Origin of the sequence: Pseudomonas macauensis, from assembly GCF_047902425.1 — a bacterium.
Classification (GTDB): Bacteria; Pseudomonadota; Gammaproteobacteria; order Pseudomonadales; family Pseudomonadaceae; genus Pseudomonas.
The window spans coordinates 5745539-5770774 of record NZ_CP138377.1; the positions used below are offsets into that span (position 1 = coordinate 5745539).

A 25236-nucleotide genomic window follows, 5' to 3' on the forward strand; every position below is an offset into this window, starting at 1 on the left:
ATCAAGGAGTGATCCATGTCCCTCGCCATCGTCCACAGCCGCGCCCAGGTCGGCGTCGAAGCGCCCGGCGTTACCGTCGAGGCGCACCTGGCCAACGGCCTGCCGTCGCTGACCCTGGTCGGCCTGCCCGAAGGCGCGGTGAAAGAGAGCAAGGACCGCGTGCGCAGCGCCCTGCTCAACTCAGGTTTCGACTTCCCCGCCCGCCGTATCACCCTCAATCTTGCCCCGGCTGATCTGCCGAAAGATGGCGGGCGCTTCGACCTGGCCATCGCCCTGGGCATCCTCGCCGCCAGCGGACAGCTCGCCGATGCCGGTGGCCTGGATGACCTGGAATGCCTGGGCGAACTGGCGCTCTCCGGCACCCTGCGTCCGGTGCCGGGCGTGTTGCCCGCCGCCCTGGCCGCCCGCGCCGCCGGGCGGGCGCTGGTGGTGCCGAAGGAGAATGCCGAGGAAGCCAGCCTCGCCAGTGGGCTGACGGTCTATGCGGTCGGCCATCTGCTGGAGCTGGCCGCGCACTTCAGCGGCCAGGAACGCCTGCGGCCCTACGAGGCGAACGGCCTGCTGCGCAGCACGCCGCCCTACCCCGACCTGGCCGACGTACAGGGCCAGACAGCCGCCAAGCGCGCCCTGCTGGTGGCTGCAGCCGGCGCGCACAACCTGTTGCTCAGCGGCCCGCCCGGCACCGGCAAGACACTGCTGGCCAGCCGCCTGCCCGGCCTGATGCCGCCGCTGGATGAAGACGAGGCCTTGCAGGTGGCGGCGATCCATTCCGTGGCCGGTCGCGGGCCGCTGACCCACTGGCCGCAGCGGCCCTTCCGCCAACCGCACCATACGGCGTCAGCGCCAGCGCTGGTCGGTGGCGGCTGAGGCAACAAGAAATAATTGGGAAAATAAAGAATATTCTGAGACAGATTTAGCACTATCTCGCCCGACTAAAACACTTCCGTTGGCGCGCCGTCCCCTCGTATGATTTGAGAGAGCCTTTTCCTTCGCAGTGGCCCTAGCACAGGGAATCCGCGGTGCCGCACGTACTCAAGCGCGTCAAATACTACCCCTCTCCATCTCGGAGCAGGACCTACGAGCTGGACCTTGAATTACCTCCTGGCGACTGGCTTGTCTGGTGGTACAGCTCACTGGTTCGCAACACGAGCGACAACACAGTCCCGCTGGTGAACGTCATTTTTCGGCGTCTCGACGGTGACACCCTCACTGACACGTTCGATAAGCGTGAAATCGCGCTGAGCCGCCTGTGTTTCTATCAACCTGGCCTGATATTGGTTGATAACAAAGTGGCTGAAAGAGTCGTCTACGAGACCGCTTGGTTTGATGTGAGCTTTTCCTTCGAGGGGTCTCACTGGAGCTTCCGGACTGCGAAGGACTTGGGGCTATGCCAGGAGAACAGCCCTTACCCCCTGCCTCCCAAGTGTCATGGCGACTGGGCTATCGAATTCTCGATGGGCAAGAAACGCCTGCAATTGAACTGCATAGAACTCCTCGTCCGGGGTTACTCCAGGGGGTCAGAAATTCCGAGGATCCTCACCACTTACGGTTGGTCTGAGGCAAAAGCCCGGCTTTTCTCAAAGGACACACCTCCTGACGAGCTCATTCCCAAGAAAAAGCCACTAACTGGCAACGAAAAGTGGATCGTTTACCCCCACAAGGACATGAAGAAGGACGACGACCTCCTTCTAGCCCATCTGGCAAACGATGAGCCGTATGGGGCGACTTCGGCGCGACTCCTACATGCCCAGCTCAATAACGACAAATTCAAGTCGGGCTACTCCCAACAACTGCAGGTTCGCCCCTGGTTTAACAGCGCGACGAAGCTGAGATGCCGCGGCTTTTGGAACAGCGATGGCAAAAGCTTCCTGTGCACCGAATTGGTGGGGATGCAGATGCCATCGGGACTCCCGATTGAGGTCAGGAGAGATAAGGCTGAGCAGGTCGAAGGAGCCACTGAAGATCTGCTGGCGGGGGAAGGCAGCCGTTTGACTCCAGATGAGCTCGATTCGCTAGCTCTTACGGATCGGTCACAGCCGCGAAGCTCCTATCCACGCGAAGAAATCGAAGACGACTCCTTCGAAGTTTTGGGCGACAGATGCGTGGAGAGGGTCAAGGTCGCGAAGCCATACGAGCGACGGAAGTCGACTCCCAAGGATGAGGTACCGCCAGAGAAATACAGCACCGGAGATCCTCAGGGCCAACGCGACCAGACGACAGGAAAGGTTGTCATGGCCACAAGAGAGCTCGGCGTTAACTCACAAGGCGTTCTGCAGGAGATGTGGAAGTCCTTCAAGCGCCTGCAGGAGGCTAAGCAGATCGAAACGGTAGGATGGTTCCTACCTCCCGAGCACATTCGCCGCACCGACCCGCCAACATGTGTCTTGTTTTCTGATGAAGGCAGGACTTCCGACCAGACGAAATGGTTGAGCTTGAAGGACGGTAGCGCCAGGGGAATGCTTGCGCTGATTGTTATCGTCGCCGGAGATAAATACTTGGTCGTAGAAATCCAGCGCGACCAGCAGCAGAGAAAAGGACGACTAGTGGAAGAGTCGTTCTGCGGCTTCATTTGCCCCATTGCAGACTCAAACGAGGCAGGCGAAACCATCGCCTTCCTCGATGCAGAGCTTCCCCGCTGCGAAGGAAAATCCTCACGCCTCGAGAACATCCTTCCCCCCGACATACGCACTTTTGAGCACCGTCCATCCAGTGACAAGGAGGCGTGGTACGACGCAACTGCAGTCCTGGCTCTCCAGAAAGTGGGAGTAAAGGTGAAGCGCCACCCTCGAAGAGAGCAGGCGACTCGTTGCACCACAATAGTGCAACCCTAAATGCGGAATTGCACTCCACCTGACCATCCGCTTGCATTCGACCTGACCGGTCATTTTCATGCGCTCTGACCACAAATTGCATCGGATATGACCAGCATGCTTTGTAAACATGATGGGTAGAGAACGGCCAAAAGGGCTCATAACTATCTAGAAAGTTTGGACGATGTAAACGGCAGGCCTCGGAATGGCTGTAGCCTTGATCTAGCGCCAAGGCTACAGCCTCGCGTTTGAAATCCGAGAAAAACGCACGCCGTTGTTTGCTCCTCAGGCAACCTTGGGTAGCGAGAGCTTGCTCCTGAATCAGCGTTCGGCATCAGTAGATTAATGCAATTCGGCATGACATGATTGTCAATCTCCGCCAGAAATTTTCTGCTCCAATTTCCAGAAAACGTGACTCACGACCAAACTTAAATTTTATGCAAACAAGGAAAGTTCATGGAATATAAAAATCTTAACCACAGCGCTTTCTCTGAGCGCGAGCTTAAATCTTATGAAAAGCGGGCTCCTGATTTCTCCGGTCGATTTGTCAGATGGTTTTTAGAGAACATTTATCGTCTGGATGAGGTTAGCGCCGATGATTCCTGCGTGGATGCCAAGCATGATAAAGGCGTGGATGCCATTTATGTTGACGATGTCGCCGAGACCGTATACATAATTCAAGCGAAAACTAAAATTAAGGATAATGCAGAGTTCGGCGACACAGAGCTTAAGGAGTTCTACGGCACCCTCCAGCAATTCGATAGCAAAAAGAAGATAGACGAGATTTTTTCCGAAACGAAGAATGACAGACTGAAGCAGACCATTTTGAGGGCGGACCTTGCCGCCAAGGTGGATAGCGGGTATGACGTACTTGGTATATTCATAAGTAATGCGCGAGCAAACGGCGATGCAAAAGCAGTTCTCGCAAAACTTCCAAAGATCGAACTCTACGACGCTATTGCGATAGCCAATGATTACGTCGATTTAGATGTAGATGGCGGAATCAAGGACACCTACTACTTCGATGTTTCTGACTCTGATGTCATCAAATATGACGCCGGCGGTGCGACTGCCCGACTTTTTTTGGCGCCAGCCCTGAACCTTCTCAAGATGGACGGAATTGCGGATGGGCGTCTCTTTGAGCAGAACGTCCGATTGGCCTTGGGTAACACTAAAGTCAATAAAGGACTCCGAGAAAGTATCAGGGCAAGGGGGGAGCACAAGAATTTTCCGCTCTATCACAACGGAATCAATGTACTATGCAGAAAGATTGTTACTGAGTCAGAAGAGCGGATAGAGGTCGAGGATTACGTAGTAGTTAACGGCGCACAAAGCCTCACGTCGTTGATCGCCGAAAAGTCGAAGATTACAGACGATCTCAAAATATTGGTAAAACTGATTGAGACGAAAGATGACACAGTTCTGTCTCAGCGCATTACTACGAACAGTAACAACCAGAATGCAATCAAGGCACGCGACTTAAAGTCCAACCATAACATTCAGCAGCGACTAAAGGCTGAAGTCAGCGTCATCAGCAAGAATGTTGCATATGAAATCAAACAAGGCGAAGACAACAAGGGCAAGACTGTTGTATCAAACGAGCAGGCAGGACTGATCCTGCTCGCAATGGATCTTGCGCAGCCCTGGAGTTGTCACCAGAAATATAAGGTAATGGATGAGCTTCATTCAGACATCTTCGGCAGGCCTGACGTTACGGGCGAGAGGATTTTGGGTTATTGGGAGTGCTTCAAGTCGGTTGCTTCAGCGCTTGATGCGATCGAGGACAAGCATTTTGCTTACTATAACCTTACGAAGTATTTCTTGGCCTATGCAGTTGTAAGTCTTATCCGCACCGAGCCGACTGGTGCGGCAATGTTAAAGAACATGAAAGGAATTCTCTCGTCTGGACGGCAGGTAGAATTGATCGAGCTCTTTGGGAGCTTGGCCAAGTCGCTCGCGTTAGATCTGAACGCTGAAGTTGTCGGCGAGGCCTCTGAAACATTTGACTACAAAAACGAGCTTAAAAGTCCGACCTGGTGCAAGAAAGTTTCAGCGAGGCTGGTCGCACAATACTCAAAAGACGTAATACGGAAGAAGGCTGACTCCATTGACGCTCTTTGTTCGGACCTTTCTGTCGCAAAGTGAGGCACGTCCTTCGTCTGTATGACCACTTTTGGCCGGTTTCTGCTCATCACGACCAGCAGAAACCGGCCAAAAGCAACCGCTGATTAGATTACCCATTATCCTTGGCGTCCTCGCGGATACCGCGCGTCAATTGCTGTACCAGAGTTAATGCTTCCGCCACTGCCTCACGCTTGATCACCAATCGCTGCCCAGACTTATACCGCGTGTCACCGGTTTTCCTGATGTAATCATCATCGACGACGCCCTGAGTGTGGGCGAGCAGGTGACGCTGCTGGAAGACTGTCGTCAGCTGCTCCATCTCGACGGCCGTAAGGTGCTTATCGTAACCGTGCCCTATGGCGGCAACCCAAAGAGCTGAACCCTCTGCAAGGTTCTGAAATGCGTTGCGCCGAATCTTGGTTTTCGGCGCAACACGCGCGTGAAGCGCCTCTGCACTCCGCTGGAATGCCGTTACCGCGTTTTGCAAAGCGCTCTCGACGATCAGACGGCACGTATTCTCTGCAGTGTCCGCATCTGGAATGGCGGCTCTGATGGCGTCAACGGCTTCGAGCGACTGCCGGATGCCCTGGGCCGTGAGATCGAGGACAAGCTCCGCGGCATTTGCTCCACAAGACGGACAGAAATACGCCGCACCGACAACGGCATATCGACACCCGCATTCACCACAAGTGATTTTGAGTCGCATGGGCGCTGCCGCGGCATAGGGAATCGGTACATGCTGAGGCCGGCTATCCACCTTCATGCTCATCGATATGAAACCGCCCTTGGGCTGTCTCTGGTTGAATTTCTGCGCGTCACGACGAAGCGCACCACCGATTGCCCCCTGAATATTCGCCAGCGCAACGTTCCGAGCGTGATTAAGTTGTTCCTGCGTCCACCACTTCTGGGCATCAGCGGTGTGGCCGCAAAATGGACAAAAGACCTCCTCGTCCCTGACTTTGTCCGTCCAGTCGGCCATCAACACCTTAAACTGAGCTAAGCATTCAGGCGCGGGGCACTCCCGATCGAAGTAGTTGTCATCGTCTGCTGAGATGGAGACAGTAGATTTTTCGTCGCCAAGCTTTTTCAGTGCGCGGATTGTTTCTTCAAACATCGCCGGTCTCATCCTCCGAGCTATTTTCCTAGCCGCCTCTATATGCTTTGGCAGCGTTGATGCGCAGCAGGGAATCGCTTTCGCCACCACAGACCTCAGTCCGCAATGGCTTTCGCCGGCTATCCCTGGAGAAGCTTTTGCCTAAACCAGGCGTGCTCCACCCCGAAGTAAAACGCCTTGTGAGCCTCACGCATAAAGGCTGCCGGCGTTGATGCCTTCCCGACGTACCGATAGAAAGCCAGGCCGTAGAGGTGCTCGACTAAGGAATCTTCGCTGTCCTCCGAAGACTCATCGAAGGGATACCCGTCAGCTTCGTCTTCTTCACGCCAGTACTTGAAGAGGTGAGGGCGAATTGACGAGACCAAGCTACCTTCCCAGCTCGTCCCCATCAGCTCTGTCCGTTTCCAGTTCGACTCGTCCTCAAGCAGCACGTCTTGCTTGGGATCCACCGCTACCAATCCTATGGAGTCCATCAATACCTTCAGGTTGGTCTTCTTCCAATGATGGCGTGTACGCTCCAGCCAGCGCCCTAGCGTAAGCTCCAGGTTCGCCAGCCTGCCGAGAAGGAGCGAACAGGGAACACACGGCGCATAACCTTCCTCGATCCACCGACGCAAATTCTGGAGAAGACTCAAGACCCTCCGTTCCTCAGCTGGAGCCAAGAACGCTCGAGACCTGTAGTTTCGAGTTGCCTTGAAGTAGACCTCGCTTGCCACTTCAGCGCTGTCGGATTCGGCCGCTAGCCAGCCTGCTAAGGTGGTTCGGACGACGTCCAACCGCTTCCGCATACTTGGCTGTTCAGGGAGAAGCTGCTCGATCGAATGCAGGCTTTCAGCCAGCCAACGGTGCTGATCTTGAGGTAGGGGATGAGCCGGTCTACTCGCCTGCTTTATTGGCGCCCCACCGGATAGTGGGGCGGCTTTGTTCGTTTCCAGCAACTCAGCAGGCTGATCCACCCATCGCAACACGTGTGAATCGAATCGGGCGGGCCCAGGTTGCGCCCACTCGGACATTCCCGCGAAGGATATGACGATGCGGTGAGAACTGCCGAGCTGAGCATGCGCCTGCAGCCCGGCCAGAGCGTAGCCGACGAATGATTTGAAGCTGGGATGCTCCAGCACCGATTCGGGCCGATTTCCTAAGCACCTGATCAGCGACATCGAGTGCAACGCATGTAGGTAAGTCAGCACTCTAGTACGGACAAGCTCCGGTGTTAGCGGGGCACGCTCGCGAGGAAACGTGGAAGGCGCGGTCGGATCGATCAGCGCGGCAGCCAGTGACTGCAGCTTCATTCGACCGATTGCAATCTGGTCTTCCGCGTCTTCCAGCAGCAACACCGGGCGGAACCACAGCTTGGCATTATCGGTTCGGTTCAGATGCTCCGGAGCGTGGATATGCTCATACAAACGCAGGTACACAAGGCGCTTCGCAACGTTTTCGACATGCTGGGCCTCGCGGGGCATGTAGCGGATACCGACACGGTCATCCGCGGCATAGGGATACCCAACGGTGGCACGGAGCTGCACTGCAAAATGTGCGATTTCCTGAGGAAGAGACGACTCACATTCACGGATCCTCGCGTCCGCCCAAGCCATATGCTGGCGGGCCTGCTTCCAGCCTGTGAAGCCAAAGTCGATAGCGACGCGGTCTAGTGCTTGTTGATTGGTGAGCTCGCCAGCCTGCCGAAGCTTTCGAGCCTGGTTCTTGAGGTGGCGGTCCAATCGAGACGAATAGCTGCTCATACGAGTTCCTCGACGTTACGCAGCCGAGCGGCATCATCCGCAAATACCGACGAGGCTGCAGACAGCATCAAGTCGTCGTATGAAAAACAGAGGAATGCAGTCCCTATAAGGGTTCGCTGTAGCGGATGGCAGGCCTCTGCAGAAGGCCTCGTGCGGATCTAACCACGGTTGCGTGATTTCATCAATTGCCTTGGCAGAGCGGGCAAGAGACGAACGTCGGGGAGTTCAGCTGTCAGGCAACACCCGTCACCGCTTGAGCAAGCGCCCATTTCGAAACCAGTCCTTGGTGAAGGATCCACGCGTCGAGGTGGATGAAAATTGCCCACAGATGCCCTTTCCCGAGGTTCATAGCTTCCAGGCTGAAACCCAGCGCGCTAACCCTAAATCCCCACCCTTTCATTGCAGACAGCTCCATTCCAGTTACGAAGGACAGCTCCAAGGCGCTCCCAGAGCTGCGTTGTTCGGGCAATAGTGCGGCGCTTGCTGACAAATCATCTGGTGAAGTGCTTCAGTACCGCCGCCCGAACTCCATCATTCCTATGAGCAAGAACGCTGTGGCGCTTTTTCCCGCACGAGTTGCGACGAAAAAACGTTTAAAGAGCTCGAAATTCGCCCGCTGTCGGTGAAAGTTGACACTGGATTTCTTGTCATCCGTTCCAGCCGAAACTCTCAACAGGCGCTGACTGAAGAGTTTTCTCATCAATTCCTGGAGTTCTACAGGAATGGCTGGATGGAGCATCAGTAACGCTGCCCTTGGTTGCATACCGATAGGCTGGTCAAGTGGTGAGCAATTCCGCAGGGCTACTCCCTACTCCAGACGTCCAGAGATTGCCAGGATGGCGGGGTTTGCGAACTAGTGGAGCGAATTACTTCGTGAAGGCCTAAAGGCTGCTGGCGACGCCAGTGCGAAGGAGAGAGGGGGCTCTGGCTACGACCAAGAGCTCCCACAGACTTACCCTCTGTTTTGCAAGCGAGCCGCAGCCCGCAGCTGCTCCCTTTCTTCAACCTGCTGCTGAATCAGGGCCTGGATCTGGGTGTAGAGCTTTGCGTTCTCGTTTTCCCGGTCCGCCACGGTGACCACCAACGCGTAAGGCTCCTTGTCCAGCACATCAGGATGGCTCCATTCGCGATCCTGCCTGATCACCACCACGTACCATTTTTCATGTGGCTTGCGCTGCTTAAAGGTCCAACGCGAGGACTGAACTGTTCCGCGGCTGCGCGCCTGAGCTGCGATGTCACGACTGGTAGTCGCGTCATCGTTTCGCGTCTCGGTTTCAGCCTTCTTCAGCTGGTTGAAGTATTTCTGAACGTCATCCAGCGACGTGCCTTTCACCAAGCGATAGCTGATCTGCGTAGCCACGTAGTCGATCCTGGTGGTGCGGACTGCAGGCGAATAAGCCAGTGTCACGGAGAGTTCCCGTGTCGCGCGGGCGGAACGCAAGTATTCGGCCGGCAGCGGCAGCTCAAAGAACTGGCAGGAATCATTCTCGATGCTTTCCTCCGACATCAAAACGACGACGTTGTCGGAGGACCTGAAGAGATCGCTTTCGCTTACGACTCCATAGCCGGCCACATCCCGCGCGACCTCACGGTTGTAGGTGCTCTTGTCCTCCTTGTAGGCCTTTCTGAACTCATCCGAGAAGGTGGAGAGGACCTGCTCCGGCAAATAGGCCTGATTGACCAACATGGCACGAAGGAGGTTGGCAGATGCCGCTGGATACTCGTTCAGCAAACGTCCAGCCAGATGCGTAATGTAGGGAGCCGCGAAGCTGGTACCACTCACCTCTTTGAACAGCGTGTTTCCGATCACCTGGTGATTGAGGGTAAGCACACCCAACCCACGCATATCTGGGCGCCACTGCCCGTTGTTCTGCCGCATGGGACTCGCGAGATTACCACCCGCGGCAACGAGCTCTGGCTTGAATGCGCCTTTCACCGAGGGACCGTGACGGGTGAAGGGAGATGGCTGGTTTTCCGAAGCCGGTGAGAGCTGTTGGATCTCAGGGAACCGCTGGGCGTCGTAGGTAGCGTTGTGCCGAGAAATGCTCCCTACCGTCAGCACCGTCATAGCAGGCGCAGGGTCGATGATGGCGCTCTGTTCTGCCAGCAAGTACTCGGGGTACTCATCTCGCCAGCTGTTGATGGGTGTCGGTGGGTTTTCGGATCCGCAGAAGTTGCCCGTCGACACCACGAAGAGGACGTTGTGGCGCCTGGAAAGGACATCCAGGATGTAGGCAAGGCCACGGACATGGGCCCCATCATAGGGAGCGTGGCTATTGCCCAGCGATAGATTGAAGATCCGGCAGCCGAGGTCCACGAAGTACTCGACGGCCTTGGTCAGGGAGGCCTCAAGCGAGTGCTCGTCGTAGACCGCATTTCCAGTGTGCGGACATTTCTTCATCACCTTGCCGTTGTAGAGCCAGAACTCGGGCCGCCAGAAATTCGAGTTGTCACAGGCCTCCACATCACCATAGAGAGCGACGCCGGCTACAGCCGTACCATGACCGACCTCATCGGCGTCCCCCTCTTCATCGATGAAAGAGGCGCTCTCTGCCATGGCTGGCTTCAACAGCGGGTGGTTCCCATTGATCCCACTGTCCAAGATGCAGACCCGTGCTGCATCAGCAGGTGGGGAAGGAATGTTGCGGGGGAGCTCGTTGATGTCACGGTTCAACTGGCGAATGCTGATCCCGGTGGCAGGAAGAAGGTCAACTAACCGCACATCGCGATGATCCAGCAGGAGTTCCGCCTGGCCTGCAGTGACCTCTACCCGGTACATCAGCAGACTATCCAGATTGACCTTGTCGATCCTCCGGATCTTCTGGCTTTCCAGCCAGCCTTCGAAGGCGGTCGTCAGCCGGATGCGGCTGGGGTGGTTCGCTACGTCAACAGGCCAGAGCTCGACGTCAAGTTTGAAGCTAGGAGTATCGGGAAGGCCGACATTCTTAAGCGCCCAGCTCTTGCGATCCTCCGCCGACCACGCCTCGATCCCTTCGATCGCCTCCAGGATCTGGCGGTAGGTCAAGCTGGTACCGAGGACACCCAGCTTTTTCAGGTGGTCGGCGAACATGGCCAAGCCAGCCTCTGTCGCAAAGACCACGCAGAGCTGTTTGTCTTCCTGGCTGATGAACTCCAACCCGTGGTGTGACAGGTTGGCGAACGTAAGAGCGCCCTCGTATTTCAGTTTGAGGACATAGGGGGAGCTCGCTGTGGAGCCGATTTGCTTTCTAGCCTGACCTTCAGCCGTGGCGAAGTAGGCATTGAGCTTTTGGCCATGCCCGCGGAGATCTCCGCGGGTCACGAAAAGGGGAGGATTCTTGGTCCGGCGCTGGTTATCCAGCACCTCTCGCGCAATGCTCAGGTGCTTGTAGGTAGCCACTACTTCGTCCTTGAAGGCTGATGGTTAGGACTTCCTGAGGTCCTCCCGAACAAGGGCGTTCTTCAGCTCCTTGATGGTCAGAAACTCTTGCTCCCGCAGGATCATCCGTTTCGCTGCACGGCGTACGACGCGCTCGACGTCCGCTCCGCTCTTACCCTTAAACTCCTTCAATACTTCTTTGTCGTCAATCTCAAATTGACGACGGATACCTCGCAGCTTCAGATGCAAAATCTCTTTCAGCTGCTTCTCATCCGGGAGGGGGAATTCAATGGACTCATCGAATCTTCTCCAAATAGCCGAGTCCAGGATCCTCTCATGGTTCGTAGCGGCGAGAATCAAACTGCTACCTTCGTATGAGTCCATCATCTGAAGGACAGCGTTTACCACTCGGCGCAGCTCGCCGTGATCACTGCTATTGTCCCGCTCTTTACCGATAGCATCGAATTCGTCGAACAGAACTACAAATGGATGTTGGGCAATAAAATCGAAAACTTTCCGAAGGTTGGCGGCAGTCTCGCCTAAGAATGAAGAAACCAAGGCATCCAGGCGGACGATGGCCAGCGGCCGGTCAAGCTCGAATGCCACGACCTCTGCTGCCAGCGTCTTTCCGCAACCCGGAGGGCCAAAAAATATGACCTTCCCGGCAGGCTTCATTCCGTAGCTGCGCAGGACATCCGCACGCCTGTTCTCCTCGAGGATCTCCTCAAGGGCGGCTGAACTGCTCAGGGGAAGAATTACTTCATCGAGTGAACGCTTGGGCGTCCTGATATCCAGCAGCGGTAGACCTCGTTCCTTATCTACAGGAACATCATACTGAGTGCGTTGCGTGCTACCAGATGCCCGTAAATTTAAGTCGCCGCCGTAAAGGATCTGTTCAAGATCATTTGCGAGTAGATGGTGCTGCTTTTGCCGCTCCTCTTCGATAACAGCTTTCGACGCAAGGCGAAATGCATCTGCATCGCCTGCTGTACCTGCCCTGAAGAGCTGCCGAAGAATCTTCCCGTTCGCCATTTTACACCACCCTTTGGTTTATTGCTTACTCACCACTTAGTTAGTCATCGACTGAATCTATCGCGGCTAACCAGTTTGCAATAACCCGTCTCGCACTTTGGCCTTCATAATTAAGGACTCCATTCCTAATCAACTTTAAATCTACACGCGAAGCTCGCACGTCGTAACAGGGCAGCCGGCATGGCGGCGTAGCCTAGTTCACTTCCAGCATGCCTTAAACAAGATTCCGCCGAACTGCAGCCGGTCAAACCACCTCACGGCCTATGGCCTGAGCCATCCAGGACGGCAAGAGGTACCTTGCTGAACTCAACGCCTGCCAGTCGGCCGTCGATAGATTCTCCCGCAGCTTCACCATCACCTGGCTGACATGCGCCTCTCCCAACCACGCCAAGGCCCGAATAACACTACCCGCAGTCGAAGCCCCAAGCGATAGCATCCACTTGGGTGCATGGCGCAACTCTACTGTCACGCCACCCACTTTAAGCGTGCGAGCCCGGCCGCTGGTGAGAAACACGTATCCAACCGCACCTTGCGTTGGGAGGTCGAGCATTTTCGCGGATTGCGCCCCATCGGCTGCAATGACTTCCTGGGTTTTGGAGGCCAGAGAACTGACAACCTTTTCCACCGCGGGTGCTTCACGCCCGTGCAGCCCCGCCTTGGGCGCAACGTAGAGCCCGCGAGTAACCCGCAAGAGCAGACCACTCTTCGCTAACCGCGAAAAAGCCTGATCGACTGCTGCCCGGCTCCCCAGATGCAAGAACTCCTTCGCCGTAAGCATGTCTCCTTCGGGCAAGAGCTTGCTGCGATCTATGATCGCTTCAGGAAGAGTCGTCATAAGGCCTCGAGCACGGTTTAAACTGAATGTCAGAAATATTAATCAATTTCTGACATTGATCAAGCGCTTAGCAATTGCCGCCGGTGCGCGGCCTCTTCCGCACGTGCGAGCAGGGGATCCTTCGACTGACTAGTTTGGGCCCCTGCCTGGCTGTCCGGTGAGCGGACCCGCAAGGAGACGGGCTGGCCTATTCAGATTTTTCCAGGCATTTAAAGCCGTCTATGACGCAGATTCCCAGGCGAAATTCGGCAATTTCATTCACATTTCTTTTCCCATTTTTCGGTGACAGGAGTCCCGTTCGATGGGGTGTCGCAGAGGCACGCCCGCCCTGCATTCGAAAATTATGGAATTCCGCATAATTCCGCATAATTCCACCGGTCCCCCCGTCGTACGGATCGTCCAGGGAGATGCTTAACTCCTCCCAGACTACATCTCCGCCCGAAGCATTGGGGCCACTCATGCCAAAAGCCTTCTCACTGCGGCTACCCGATAAGCAAGAGGCTGCTGCCGCTGTCGAATCGCTTCTCAAGATGAAGGAGCTTCTTTCCTCGAGAGCAGGGATCCACCGTTTGACACTGGTTTCGGAATCCGGAGACGAGCAGATCCTGCAAGTGCCGGCACTCGCCCTACGCCTATTCGGAGAAATCCTTAGCGAAATTGCCGTAGGCCATGCGGTGAGAGTGGTCGCCATCCATGCAGAGCTGAGCACTCAGGAAGCCGCTGACCTTCTCAACGTATCGCGGCCATCTCTTGTGAAACTGCTGGACGCAGGAGTGATGCCGCACACGAAAGCCGGCAGCCATCGTCGAGTCAAACTCACGGATCTGGTGGCCTACACGGAGCAGCGCGATGCTGCTAGCCGCGCAGCCATGGATGAAATTGCGGCTCAGGCTCAAAAGCTGAGGATGGGATATAGAGAAGGCAAATAATTCTTTGTGTTAATGGATAAAAAGCCACTTAAAGCAAAAAATTGTTTGTGTTACGAGGAGGGCATCGACGTACTGTCCTTCCCATTTTGGGCGAGCAATTGGCCACTGGCGTGCTGGGAAAGCCCTCGTTGATCGAGGGCTTGATGCAGAACCAGGTCTGCTCGTTCGATACGACTAGGTTAGGTGGTGGCGCCTACGACACCTTCCGCCGCAGCTTCAAGTAGCGCGAGCAGTTCGCGCCGCGGCTTGCACTCACCATACCCTGAACGAAGTGTGCTAACGACCGATTCGATTGCGCCTAATGCCTGTTGCGGACTTGAATAACCGTCAACCGCAGCCCCGTAATAGAGCCTCTCCTCGACCTCGCGAGTAATAGCTGCCTTGTGCTCAATGAACACCCAATCTTCAAGGCGGGAACGCACAGCGTTGATCTTGCCGTAGGTCCGCGCCGTGATGCCGGTGGACTTGGCGGAACTGCAGCAAAGCTTATGCAGCATTGGCCCCACCCGCATGTGAAGCTCCAGCGACATGGCCGTTGCCGGCCTCCAGTCAGAGGGCATTCCAGGTGCGCCGCCGTAAGGCGTCGCACCCATACGGTCACCGTATGATGGATGAGGTCGAGGCCTTCTCGTCTTGCCACTGGCAACCCGTGATGGGCTGACGAAGTTGGAGAAGTATTTATCCGAGATGAGAAAGCCTTGGGCCGGGGGACGCTTCTGCAGCGCCTCAACTTGGATCTTAACCCTTGAGAGCACTTCATCACTGGGCGAAAGCAGGAAGGGATGGCACTGCCCTGGATTGTAGAGTCCATCCCACAGAGGCTCTGCGAGCTTCAGCCCGTGCTCATGCGCCCATTCATATCGCTCTTTATGAGCGCGAGGGCCATACGGCTCGTCAAGTGACAGCCATGCTTTAGTATGCGGCTCGATCCACCAGGACTCGTGATCCCTGCCTGGGACCCTGCTGGCAATCCTCATGGCATTGAAGTGCGCCTGGGTATGCGCCGGAATCAACCCCGTCGCATCTAGGAAGTGCAGTGCGTCCCTTGCACTATACAAAGCTATCAGCGCGCTCTCCCGGCTGTAGCTGTCGAGCACTTTTTCAAGGTGGTCTTCGGCCTCCCACTTGAAACCCTTCAGGTTGCGACCGCGGCCCAACTGGTGACGGGTAATGATGTCTCCAAGCTTGCGCGACAAAGTGACTTCCAGGGTTTCACGCCCCGCACGTCGAGGGCTACCTTCGCGATCGAGCCAATACGCCGTCAGGTAGACGGCATGCCTCTCCTGAACCAGCGCCCTGTTCAACACATGTTTGGCATGCACGAAGTTCTGAAAGCCTGCCTGCTGCGAGGCCGCTTCGAGGGCTTTTTGATGGGGGATTTGCTGAGCGCGCTTGATGCGGATGGCAAGGCGCTTAATTCCGTCAATGGTGGACGGAGGAGTTACGATGGTAACCATGACTTGCTCCCGGCCCATTACGCAGCGTCACCCGTCTCCGCTACTTAGGACCGAACAAAGTCATAGTCGGTCGTAAAGATCAAAGCAGTGCCGTTGCCAGCTTGAAGGACGGGTGTCGTACGCCTGCCATGCGCGCACTCATCGTAGCAATCGTTTCTGCGGCCACGCAACACCAAGTACACCGATCATCCTCAAGACTGCTGCCCCATAGCGGACGTTCAGCCGGCGATGTCCGGGTAGGCGGCTATCCACTGTTTGCCCGAGTGGCGGGTACTGGCTTGAGGGAAAATGCCCAAAGTCACGAAGCCACTATGCAGCCTCCTCCGGCACCTCTTGATGTAGCAGCATCTCGCCACTACCTTCGTTCGACCATTACGGCTCCTGTTCGGAATCCAAATGACCATCGCGCGCTGCAAGCAAAACCTACTTCAGACCTTGGAAGATCCATCTAACCGAGTCATAGCGCTCTCGGGAAATTGGGGTACCGGCAAGACTCACCTGTGGAAGGAGGTCCGACAGCAGTCGCCTGATCCGGCCATCAAGACTGCAGCCTCGGTATCGCTGTTCGGCGTCAGTAGCATCACCGATCTCAAGATGAAAATGGCTCAGGAGCTTCTTCCCAAGCTCGAAAATGACAGCGCTCTAAAAGCCCATGTCACCAACGCATTGTCTGCAGCCAAGAAAGTCGCCCAGTCTTTGCACCGTGGTTTCGCCGCACTTGATGATCTCGCTCTGCTCGCCATACCTACCTTGCTGAAGGGCAAGTTCCTCATCATTGACGATATCGAGCGCAAGCACGACAAGCTCAGCATCGATGAGATTCTGGGCTTCATTGATGAGTGTGTGCAGTGCTACGGCTGTCGGATCCTGGTCGTTTTAAACGACGACAAGCTCAAGGATAAGGAAATCTGGGAGCAATTTAGAGAGAAGGTCATCGACCAAGAACTGCGCTTGGACACTTCGCCGCGCGAAGCATTTGAGATAGCGCATGGGCTTGTAACCACGAGGTGGAGCGCTCAGCTACAGGAGGCCACCGCAGCTTGTGAGATCACGAACATACGCATCCTCTGTAGAATTATTCGTGTGGCGAACCGTCTCCTTGAGGGCCACGGTGAGCTTTCTCCTAACGTAATCGACCGCACGGTGCCGTCAATCGCCTTGCTGAGTGCCATTTACTACAAGGGGCTCTCTGATGGCCCGACCTTCGATTACGTGCTGGATCGAGACTTCGTGCATGCAGCGACAGTCCGGGCAATGAAAACCCAGCTCGAAGGCGGGGAGCAAAGCGAAGAAGACACGCTGCATGAACGCTGGGACTCTCTACTGAACGAGGTAGGTATCCGAAATAGTGGCGAGTTTGAGCATCTCGTCGTTGAGGTGCTGCAGACTGGGCTACTGGATACACAGGCGATTAGCAGTCACATCGAGCGCTATCAGATGGATGGCCAGATCCTGAACGTCCAGAAGAAGGTCTCGGAGTTTTTCGATCACTACAACTGGCACCCGGATATTGCCGCTGGCGCACTGATCGAAGAGCTACGCGCGCTCATTCCGGGAGTGCTTCACATCGAACCACCCTCGCTGAGCTATCTGATTGTCCTTGCTGACGAGCTTACGGGGAATCAAACGCTCGGCCAGGAGTTCATAGCGCGCTGGACAGCTGCATTGAATGAGGCGTTTCCCGCCGGTTTTGAGCGCTCACCCTGGCCAAGCGCAAAACCAATTCACCCGGACATCGACGCAGTGCTGAATGCTGCCTATTCGAGACATTCAGGTGCGACAACCCTGGTTCAAGCTTGCCGGAAAATCCGCGAAACCAAGGCCTGGGGTGAGGCCGAAGAGATCCTGTTGAAGAACATCAGCGCGGCCGAGTACGAAGACGAAATACGTAAGGCAAGCGGCCAAGATCTGCAGAACATTCTTTTCCCAAGCATGATGTTCGTCCGCCACAAGACTTCCTATGAACCGAGCTTTGGGGATGTCGCTGAGCGGTTCGTCGCTGCCTGCAAGAGTATCGTGGCAGCGGATCCAACTTCTCGGCTTGCCACAATCATCGTCAGATTCTTCAAGAGCCGCGGAGAAGAAGCGCAGTTGTAGCTTCGCGTCGGAAGGCCTCGCTGGTTCGACGCCCTTTGGTCCACCAAGGAGATAGCGATGACCAAATTCGTGTGCATTCAATGCATCCTTGACCCATACCTGCAGAGACGTTTTGAGTGGCACAACACGGACGAATGCAGCTACTGCGGGGAAATAGCTCCCGCTGTAATGCTGGAGGAGCTCGTTGACTGCTGTGAAAGCACAATTTGCTCGTCGTTCAGTTACGTCACCCAGCCCGCCGCAGCGATCCACTACGGATACCCTCCTTACGGAATGTCAGTCGCCGATGTATTGAGCGTGTTGCTGGCCAAAAGCGATACCAGCCTGCTTGAAGACATTGAGTACGAGCTGAGAGTCCGGTGGGCCGAGTGGGAGGATGGCGATCCATATTTTGAGGACAGGCCGGACTCCTCGCCTCAAATGGCAGCTGACTGGCGATCAATGCAGGAAAGCCTGCTGTACGAATCCAGATTGGTAAATACGTCGGTAGCGGAGGTGCTGGAAAAGGTCTTCGGAGACATTGAGCAGCTGACAGCCTCGGGTGGGAGCTCTGCCATCGTGAGTGCAGGTCCCGAGCATTCCATACGCGCATTTCACCGGGCACGGTCATTCGAATCTGAAGCCGGGTTGGCTCATGCGCTTAGTCATCCCGAGCTGAACCTTGGACCAACCCCCAAGGGCATCGCCTCCGCAGGCAGGATGAACGCCAAGGGTATTTCGGTCTTCTATGGATCAACGGACGAACAAACGGCAATCGCGGAGGTGCGTCCCCCAGTAGGAGGTTTTGTCGCTACTGCCGTCTTTGATCTCACCCGACCACTTCGGCTGTTGAGTCTCGCCGATCTATCGAGCGTTCGTCCGAGGGCTGACCGGAGTTACTTTGATCCGGACCGGCAAGAGCAAGCTGAGCGTTGTGCGTTTCTTCAGCGGCTCAAGGACCGAATGCTGATACCTGTGATGCCGAACGCGGCAGACCAGGACTATCTCATCACTCAGGCGATCGCCGACTTCCTAGCAACGCATCCAAAGCTGAACCTCGATGGGATACTTTTCCCTTCGGTTCAAGCACCGGAGGACAGCGCTCCTGGACAGAATGTGGTGCTATTTCACAAAGCGAGTGGTGTCGAACGAACCGGGACGGATGATGCCCTTGAGCATGTCGAACTCTGGGAGTCCGATGAAAACGACTGGCGTTTCGCTCCTGAGATATTTGAGGCAAAACCACAGCCGCAAAATGTCGTCTTTAGCCGAGGCCAACTCTCGAGCCGGGTCACGACCTTGCGACTAGACCGAAGCCGCATCGCGGTTCACAAAATCAAAGCTGTTTCGTTCGGCTACGAGACTGACCCAGTTCGCCATGTGCCATGGGATGAAAACCGCGATGTGTATGGTCGCCGTTAACCCTGGGTAGGCAACGATCCTGACGAGGATTTCATCTGTTGGTTGTCGGGGATCCTTGGAACCCAATATTCCGCATCCCGGTAGCTGACACTGAACCCTGGGCAGCCGTTTACTTCATCCAACTGATACTGAAAGGCCCTCATACCGACACGGCGCAGCTGATGGAAATGGGACAAGGCTGCGCTGATCCACCTGCGATCAAACGCTTCTCCTTGGCCCCCCTCATCGTACAACCCGAGTAGGTTCCTCTCCCTCAATGCTCGAGTTGCTTTCGAAACCCATTCGGCGTCCACCTTCGTGGTCATCTGGCAAGAGAAGAGGCGATTCAGATATCCCACGAAGCCCGCGAGCGAAGCCATGAGACCAGGACGCGAACGAAGTAGTTTGAGAAGCGCATCCTGATTTGGAAGCTTTTGCCCAGATGGGGCGGCACTATGAAGCAACCTCACGGCGGCTCCCAACGCGAGCCTGATCGAGCGCAAATTTGTTCTGCCTTCCTTCATGTGGGTTAGCAGCAGCTGGTGATATCCATGCAGCGCTCCCGAGCCTGGCTGTCCGGGAACAAAGGTCAGTAACTTGGCGATCCTTCGACGCTCACTTGCCTCTTCTCGGGTAGACGAATTGATCACAAGTTGATGGGCGTCCTCCAACCAATAAACCGCCAGCCGTACCCGCCTGAGCCCCTCAGCAGATGTGTGCTCCACCAATTCTGCGTAAGTCGGAATGTGATCCCAACGAGTGTGCAGTTCATGCAAGAACGGCAAGAAACGGTTCAGATTCAGGGACGCGAACTGAGCACCTCGCCGATTTTTCAACCATGAGGAGAAATCCAACACCGCGGTTCGCTCTCGTGGGTTGGTGGTGTATTCAGTAGCCAGCCTAACCCGTTTGCTCAGCGACTTATCCCACGCACATGCCTCGCAAGCTTTTCCCCGTCCAGCCGGCATTAGGATCGCGCACACAGGGCAAGGCACCTCGCCGTTGGCGAAGCACTTCTTACACAGCGCTGGTCCCTGGACGGTGACGATGACTCTTGGGCGCCGACAGGCAGAGCAGCACGAGGTTTTTAGCCTTGAACGGCAACTTGAACAGCATTTCAACAGGTGGCCGTCTACAGACGTCCGGACCAAGCTGGTCGATGGCCTCGAACAGCGCTCGCACGGTCGAGACTCTCGGAAATATGGGGCACAGGAGGCGCATGCTGGGCCCTCGGCAGTGAGCTTGCCAACGGGGCGCCCCGAGCGCTTGCAACGCACGCAAGGCGCCAGCAGCTCGCACTTCCTGCAAACATCGTTAGGACGAAACTTCGGTAGTCTGGCGAAATTGCCGCAACCAGGGCAGAGAGCACGCTTGAAGAGCCGGGCATAGCAGGTCTCACAGTACTTCGCACCGCGGTGTACTTTCTTGGCTTTACTCATATACCGGCCGCATTTACTGCACTCGCAAGCCGCATCGAGCTGCGAGGCCGCCACCACTTCATTGCTCAATCTGTTCCTCCAACATAGATAACTTTATCGAACCATCCCGCACCGATGCGCTTTGCGTTGGAACCGCAGCCAACTCCGCAGCACCGAGCGCTTCGAACGGGGTTTGTCGCGCCTCTTGTTTCCTGGCGTGTGCGCTTTGGGAGGGGAGTGAGGAAGGAGCACACCCAAGCAGGAATGCTCTTGTCCAACAGCGGCCAGGTAGTAGGAATGACAGAGAGACGTAGCCTGTGCAGCCCTAGAGAAACGCTCGGCTCCGGCTTGCAGAATGGCGTTCACCACGGCCAGGTATGCGACACGATCCGAGACAGAGAGACATTCCAGCGGCAGTCCGAGACCGATGTCCGGCAATACGTCCAGATCCACATCAAGCCGGGAAAGGAAATCCCGCACACCTTCAGTTCGCTGCCTGGATAGCGCTCTGACCAACTGATGCAACCCTCGTATAAGAACAAACCACTCATCGGCCGGCATGATCAGGCCACCGAAGCCGACCTCATTTCCCCAAACGACTGAATCAGCGAAAGACTCCAGCTCACTCGCCCCTGAGTCGCATGACTCCAAATCCGTTTCAGCAAGCCGGCCGTGGCAAGCATGGCAACACGACAGATCCGAGGCCATGTAATCCAATCGATGCGGGGAAATGATCGCCTGGCAATGCGGGCACCGATCCCTCAATCGCACTTGGTGAATTGGGCAGCTCGTGTACCACGCAAGGCGCCATTGAAGGCGATAAAAGGGCTTGGGCTCAGCGAAGCAGACGGGGCAATACTGCAATCCCCCAGCACGGCTGATGTTCCTAGTGCCAATGCTCAGCACCCAAGGAGTGATAGCGCGGGAGCTGCTATCTAAGCGAAGCAATTGGCAGACAGGATCTAGGGTGGAAGCCCGAAGCTCTTTATCCGAGATGCCAGCGTTTCGCGCGAGGTTATCCATGGAGAGCGTACAGACCCTTCGGTCGCAGTCCCTTGTCCAGAGACGGCGTCCAGGCCAAAGCAAATGAGCGATTTCCAAAGGATCGCAAGCGTGGCAGAGCGAGCATCGAATCAGCCAGGACGAAAAGAGCTCGTCCTCCCGTAGCGCAGGGACCAACGGCCATCGCTGGTTTACAGGGCGACTTCCCGAGTGCCAAAGGTATCTGTCGACCATTTCTTCTGGCTCAGTAGCTCTTGGTCAATGCACTCCTTACCGGTGATGATTGCCTGTCGAGCACAGCCAAGCAGCACCTCCTCGACCCTGGATGTGTTTCCTCCGGTCATCTCATAGATCAGCGCTGCCATCTGCTTCGTTGAGAGCCTGGAGGGCAGCCTGAGGGGCAGAAACGACTCGAATCCCTTCAACAGTCCCCTGAAGCCGGCCATCGACCATTCAGGTACCGTCACGGTCACGAATCGGTTGGCATACTGTTCATCCGTTGCAAGTAGTCGGCGGGCAGATTTCACCCCCACACCAACGATCGCGATGCCGGTCTTGTTGCTGAGGCGCTTGATCAGCCGCGCCATAGCGGTGACCTCTCGAGCTGTGCCCTGGGTTAGGGAATGCACCTCATCGATGATCAACATCTTCGTTCTGCACTCACGAAGCATGTTCATGACCTGGAAGAAGAGTTTCTCGACAGTCGAGTCCGGGTTGTAGGGGGAGATGGAGGTGTCCAAAATCTCAATAAGAAATTGCTTTGGACTCGGATGATCCACTTCGATAAGCAGAACAGGCTTTTCTCTGTAGCCTTCCTGATTGATATATTCCGGCGCATGAACCTCGATGAATCGTTTGATCATAGTTGTCTTGCCCATGCGGGAATCGCCAAGCAAGAAAATATCCGGCTGATCTCGATGGCCAGACAGCTTGGCATAGAGCATGGCATGGACCTTATCGGCAAACTCGTAGTCAACCCAGCGCGATTGAATTGAAGCAAGCCGATCAGCGTCAGAAAGTTCCATCAAAGGGCGAAACTGAGGAAGTATATGCAAATATTCGGTCATGCTACACCTCCGTAAAGCTCCGCCTCTTCCTCGTCATCCAAGTCGCCAAGCTCCGGAAATACGGGATTAGCCTTATTGAGATCCATATCGTCTTCGCCTTCCATGTACACTGCCGCCGGAGTAGTTTTTTCCGGTTGATTCTTGCTCTTCTGCTGCGCTCGCCTGGCGCTTTTGGATTTGGCTGACTCCTCTTCTATTAGCGCCACCTGGAAAGCAGTAAGCTTACGAATTTGCTGATCATCTTGAAGGCTCAGCCCATACTTCTTAACCTTCAGCTTGGCCTTTTTATAAGCTTCTACTCCGACCCCAGGATAAGGCCCTGTTGTTATAGGTATTTTGTGGTATTTTTTCTCCACAGGCTCATAGAACCAAATAAAGTTAATATCTCTAGGATCGCGCCGGAATAAGAATTTCTTCGTATCCTTTGTGCCAGGATCTTTATGCCCAATCCAGGGCCGTAGGACTTCGGCATAATAAAACGCATCCCACTCGACACCATAGGTCTGCACGGTCCGCATTTTGGAGGGAAGAAAGTCAATCTCCAGCGTTAGTGGGTCTGCCGGAATGGGGGGCAAGCCACAGATTGGCTTGCAGAGTGCGCTTCCAAAAAAGGCTTCATGCCATTTCGCAACGGGTGGCATGGAACCTATAGCGGAGTGAGAGGTGTTATTGTATTTGATGATTTGGGCGATGAACCATCTTTCAAATGCGGAGAACGAAATTACGGCCTTGCCCTCGGGGTTTACATCACCTCTTTCATCGATGTTACGAGCTGTCGCTCCGGGTAAAGTCGCAAAGGCCCTCGCTTTAGTATTCATAAGAAATTCGATTTTTCCGCCCCACTTGGGATTATCCTTAGGGCGAAACTCACGTTCTATGCCGTGCGCAGTGCAAGAGGCGATCAAACTACGAGTTTTAAAATCTGGGCCATTATCCGAATGAATTTCGTAAGGCTTACCCCAAGCAGCCCACTCGGCATCAACACCATGCAAATTAAGCCATTTATGCTTCGGTAGCATTGTATGCACCAAGCACATAGCGACCGATACGGCTGAAGGTGCATCAAGCGATAGGAAATAGCCCACGATCATCCGCGTATACATATCGATTGCCAAAGTTACCCAAGGCCGACCGATAGGGAGGCGATACCTGTCATCGACCAGGATTACATCTCCTGGAGTGTGGTCTATTTGTATCCTATGAAGAGGGTAGTCAGCGTCGAAGGTATTCGGAGATGGCTCGTGTCGCTGAGCCAACTTCCCATAGCCTCGTGACTGCAGGACCACTTTTTGTGGGATTTTTTTGATCCGTTTTGTCACAGCAGGTATTGACGGACTCAGTAACCCTTGGGCCTCACAGACCCTCTTTACTTCATTAAAAACATCAAGCTGCGTGCCGCGAGTTGTGGATAGATAGACACTCCTGATTGTTTCGGCAATGATCTTTTCAATTTCCTCGGACACCCTGCTATTCCCGGATTTCCAACCCCGCTTCTCCGGAATCAGACTGAGGAATTGATCGCCTTCGGTATACGCCGACAACCACCGATAGACGCTAGATTTGCCGACTCCACACTCTTTCGCCCGAGCTTCGACTGCTCCTTTAACGAACATCTCACCTTGGAGTAAGGGTTGGATGATCGCCATGCGTCGCTCAGCCTCGAGCCAACTTTTGTCGGCAATGTCATCCAGGGAGTAGTTGGCGTATGGGCCTTTAACACGCCCCAATGACGCGCGCGTGAGCTCTGCAATCGGCAGGATCCTTGAAGTGCCAATGACGACGTCGACGCCTAGCACGTGGGCAAAGTCGACGGTTGCGGTCAAACGGTACGTCGATTGCCGATGGCCAACATATGCCCCAATCTCCAGCGATACAGTTGCCCGATTCAGGGCATGGCCTTCTGTCTCAACGCCCTTCATGGCGCATCCTCAGAATCGAATGATCATCCAGCTCAAGCTCGAGATCCGTATGTACCTGCTCAGTGGCTATCAGATGCAGCAGGTGCGAGCGTCCGATAGCCTCGTTTCCGGTGAAGTGCAGAGCCAGAAGATGGTGGAAGGGCGCCGCCTTCATAAGAGCAAGCGTGTTCAGGACCTTGGACGTAAACGCGGGATCGAAATCAAGGTTCCGGTAACGCTGGAGGTACTCGACATTCTGAAGGACCGGGCCACGAATCCTAGTCTCGTCGTAAACCCGAAACTGCCAACCGCGCTCCCGTGCGTAGCGATAGGCAGCTTTCCACTTGGGCAGCCACTCTCGCCAGTTCGCCGTCCACTGCTCGCGCATTTTCACTTCCACCAGCAGAGGCTTTCGGCCGGTTCGCTCGTCGAAGTGAACAAAGAAATCGGGGGGGTAGATGTAGTCCCGTCCGTTGAGAGCAGTGAAGGGGATCTGCGCCGGCTGAGCGACAATAGCTACCACGTCCGAATCCAGCATCCAAATGCGGATAAAGTCCCGCTCCAGACCCGATTCGTAATAGATCCCTTGGCCACGGAATGGGATGACTCCGGAGAGGCTCCGCGTCATTGATCTGGCTCGCCTGGTCTGCGAGATCAGTTGGCCTTTATAGACGGTAGAGGACATAGGGCACCCTTTGGCTTACATGCCAGGGATGTTACCCAGTGCTCTGCGGCTGACCGGCCCAATCCGACCCCCTCAGAGGGACAGAACTCCTCCGGACTGTACATCTGGTCCTTGTCGCAGCTTCAGCCTGGGTCCAATTGCTGAATCCAGCAATGGACTGCTCAAAAACGGTACTCCTCCTTCATTACCGCAGCGTGACGAAGGATTCCGCTACGAGCCGAAAACCTTTCTCAGCTATTGCTTTGGTTTTTGGACCCAATCTCAGCTATTTGGTGGATTTTGTCCCAA

15 protein-coding genes and 1 pseudogene are annotated in these 25236 nt (G+C 55.3%); 6 read left to right on the top strand and 10 right to left on the bottom strand.

All coding sequences use genetic code 11. From position 1 onward, the window contains the following. Nucleotides 1-15: 15 nt before the first annotated feature. The 3 genes and pseudogenes from SD196_RS26280 to SD196_RS26290 form a co-directional block, all read left to right on the top strand. Nucleotides 16-864, top strand: a pseudogene (locus SD196_RS26280) (YifB family Mg chelatase-like AAA ATPase); the annotation flags it as partial. A 155-nt stretch (nucleotides 865-1019) separates the two neighbouring features. Further along, a complete protein-coding gene (locus tag SD196_RS26285) occupies nucleotides 1020-2831 on the top strand; it encodes a hypothetical protein (protein ID WP_416310848.1) in 1812 nt (603 codons plus the stop codon). A gap of 435 nt (nucleotides 2832-3266) precedes the next feature. Next, nucleotides 3267-4955, top strand: coding sequence for an AIPR family protein (locus SD196_RS26290; protein WP_416310849.1), 1689 nt, complete (start codon nucleotides 3267-3269; stop codon nucleotides 4953-4955). A gap of 88 nt (nucleotides 4956-5043) precedes the next feature. Here SD196_RS26290 and SD196_RS26295 read toward each other — a convergent pair whose 3' ends face one another. From SD196_RS26295 to SD196_RS26315, 5 genes are all read right to left on the bottom strand, one after another. Continuing rightward, the gene (locus SD196_RS26295; protein ID WP_416310850.1) at nucleotides 5044-6048 is read right to left on the bottom strand and encodes a hypothetical protein; all 1005 of its coding nucleotides are present in this window, start codon (nucleotides 6046-6048) and stop codon (nucleotides 5044-5046) included. Nucleotides 6049-6167: 119 nt separating this feature from the next. Next, entirely contained in the window at nucleotides 6168-7790 is a 1623-nt protein-coding gene (locus tag SD196_RS26300; protein WP_416310851.1) for a DUF5623 domain-containing protein, read from the bottom strand. Nucleotides 7791-8742: 952 nt separating this feature from the next. Further along, complete coding sequence (locus SD196_RS26305; protein WP_416310852.1) at nucleotides 8743-11169, bottom strand: S8 family peptidase; 2427 nt, start codon at nucleotides 11167-11169, stop codon at nucleotides 8743-8745. A gap of 24 nt (nucleotides 11170-11193) precedes the next feature. Continuing rightward, a complete protein-coding gene (locus tag SD196_RS26310) occupies nucleotides 11194-12180 on the bottom strand; it encodes an AAA family ATPase (protein WP_416310853.1) in 987 nt (328 codons plus the stop codon). Nucleotides 12181-12424: 244 nt separating this feature from the next. Beyond that, a complete protein-coding gene (locus tag SD196_RS26315) occupies nucleotides 12425-13015 on the bottom strand; it encodes a DUF6088 family protein (RefSeq protein ID WP_416310854.1) in 591 nt (196 codons plus the stop codon). A gap of 458 nt (nucleotides 13016-13473) precedes the next feature. Between SD196_RS26315 and SD196_RS26320 the strand changes: the two genes are divergently transcribed. Continuing rightward, nucleotides 13474-13944 carry a helix-turn-helix domain-containing protein gene (locus SD196_RS26320; RefSeq protein ID WP_416310855.1) on the top strand — a complete coding sequence of 157 codons (471 nt, stop codon included), beginning with the start codon at nucleotides 13474-13476 and terminating at the stop codon, nucleotides 13942-13944. Between the two features lie 179 nt (nucleotides 13945-14123). On the opposite strand, the gene SD196_RS26325 is transcribed toward SD196_RS26320, so the two are convergent. Then, nucleotides 14124-15401 (bottom strand): DUF5623 domain-containing protein, encoded by a 1278-nt coding sequence (locus SD196_RS26325; RefSeq protein WP_416310856.1) that lies wholly within the window; start codon nucleotides 15399-15401, stop codon nucleotides 14124-14126. A gap of 396 nt (nucleotides 15402-15797) precedes the next feature. Here SD196_RS26325 and SD196_RS26330 point away from each other — a divergent pair, with 396 nt between their 5' ends. After that, nucleotides 15798-17498 (top strand): P-loop NTPase fold protein, encoded by a 1701-nt coding sequence (locus tag SD196_RS26330; RefSeq protein WP_416310857.1) that lies wholly within the window; start codon nucleotides 15798-15800, stop codon nucleotides 17496-17498. Between the two features lie 57 nt (nucleotides 17499-17555). Continuing rightward, the gene (locus SD196_RS26335; protein ID WP_416310858.1) at nucleotides 17556-18899 is read left to right on the top strand and encodes an RES family NAD+ phosphorylase; all 1344 of its coding nucleotides are present in this window, start codon (nucleotides 17556-17558) and stop codon (nucleotides 18897-18899) included. A gap of 1511 nt (nucleotides 18900-20410) precedes the next feature. Here SD196_RS26335 and SD196_RS26340 read toward each other — a convergent pair. The 4 genes from SD196_RS26340 to SD196_RS26355 are packed head-to-tail and all read right to left on the bottom strand — an operon-like array spanning nucleotide 20411 to nucleotide 24948. After that, complete coding sequence (locus SD196_RS26340; protein ID WP_416310859.1) at nucleotides 20411-21532, bottom strand: TniQ family protein; 1122 nt, start codon at nucleotides 21530-21532, stop codon at nucleotides 20411-20413. Further along, complete coding sequence (locus SD196_RS26345) at nucleotides 21490-22365, bottom strand: TniB family NTP-binding protein (RefSeq protein ID WP_416310860.1); 876 nt, start codon at nucleotides 22363-22365, stop codon at nucleotides 21490-21492. The genes SD196_RS26340 and SD196_RS26345 overlap by 43 nt, the downstream gene beginning before the upstream one ends. After that, on the bottom strand, nucleotides 22362-24284 hold the full coding sequence (locus SD196_RS26350) for a Mu transposase C-terminal domain-containing protein (protein WP_416310861.1): 1923 nt from the start codon (nucleotides 24282-24284) through the stop codon (nucleotides 22362-22364). The genes SD196_RS26345 and SD196_RS26350 overlap by 4 nt, the downstream gene beginning before the upstream one ends. Continuing rightward, on the bottom strand, nucleotides 24271-24948 hold the full coding sequence (locus tag SD196_RS26355) for a TnsA endonuclease N-terminal domain-containing protein (RefSeq protein ID WP_416310862.1): 678 nt from the start codon (nucleotides 24946-24948) through the stop codon (nucleotides 24271-24273). The genes SD196_RS26350 and SD196_RS26355 overlap by 14 nt, the downstream gene beginning before the upstream one ends. Between the last annotated feature and the right edge of the window lie 288 nt (nucleotides 24949-25236).

Bases quoted from the DNA above. Each gene is read 5' to 3' on its own strand.
- SD196_RS26335 (WP_416310858.1), top strand. From the start codon at position 17,556: ATGACCAAATTCGTGTGCATTCAATGCATCCTTGACCCATACCTGCAG.
- SD196_RS26295 (WP_416310850.1), bottom strand. From the start codon at position 6,048: ATGTTTGAAGAAACAATCCGCGCACTGAAAAAGCTTGGCGACGAAAAA.
- SD196_RS26300 (WP_416310851.1), bottom strand. From the start codon at position 7,790: ATGAGCAGCTATTCGTCTCGATTGGACCGCCACCTCAAGAACCAGGCT.
- SD196_RS26330 (WP_416310857.1), top strand. From the start codon at position 15,798: ATGACCATCGCGCGCTGCAAGCAAAACCTACTTCAGACCTTGGAAGAT.
- SD196_RS26350 (WP_416310861.1), bottom strand. From the start codon at position 24,284: ATGAAGGGCGTTGAGACAGAAGGCCATGCCCTGAATCGGGCAACTGTA.
- SD196_RS26355 (WP_416310862.1), bottom strand. From the start codon at position 24,948: ATGTCCTCTACCGTCTATAAAGGCCAACTGATCTCGCAGACCAGGCGA.
- SD196_RS26290 (WP_416310849.1), top strand. From the start codon at position 3,267: ATGGAATATAAAAATCTTAACCACAGCGCTTTCTCTGAGCGCGAGCTT.
- SD196_RS26345 (WP_416310860.1), bottom strand. From the start codon at position 22,365: ATGACCGAATATTTGCATATACTTCCTCAGTTTCGCCCTTTGATGGAA.
- SD196_RS26340 (WP_416310859.1), bottom strand. From the start codon at position 21,532: ATGGTCGACAGATACCTTTGGCACTCGGGAAGTCGCCCTGTAAACCAG.
- SD196_RS26315 (WP_416310854.1), bottom strand. From the start codon at position 13,015: ATGACGACTCTTCCTGAAGCGATCATAGATCGCAGCAAGCTCTTGCCC.
- SD196_RS26320 (WP_416310855.1), top strand. From the start codon at position 13,474: ATGCCAAAAGCCTTCTCACTGCGGCTACCCGATAAGCAAGAGGCTGCT.
- SD196_RS26325 (WP_416310856.1), bottom strand. From the start codon at position 15,401: ATGGTTACCATCGTAACTCCTCCGTCCACCATTGACGGAATTAAGCGC.
- SD196_RS26310 (WP_416310853.1), bottom strand. From the start codon at position 12,180: ATGGCGAACGGGAAGATTCTTCGGCAGCTCTTCAGGGCAGGTACAGCA.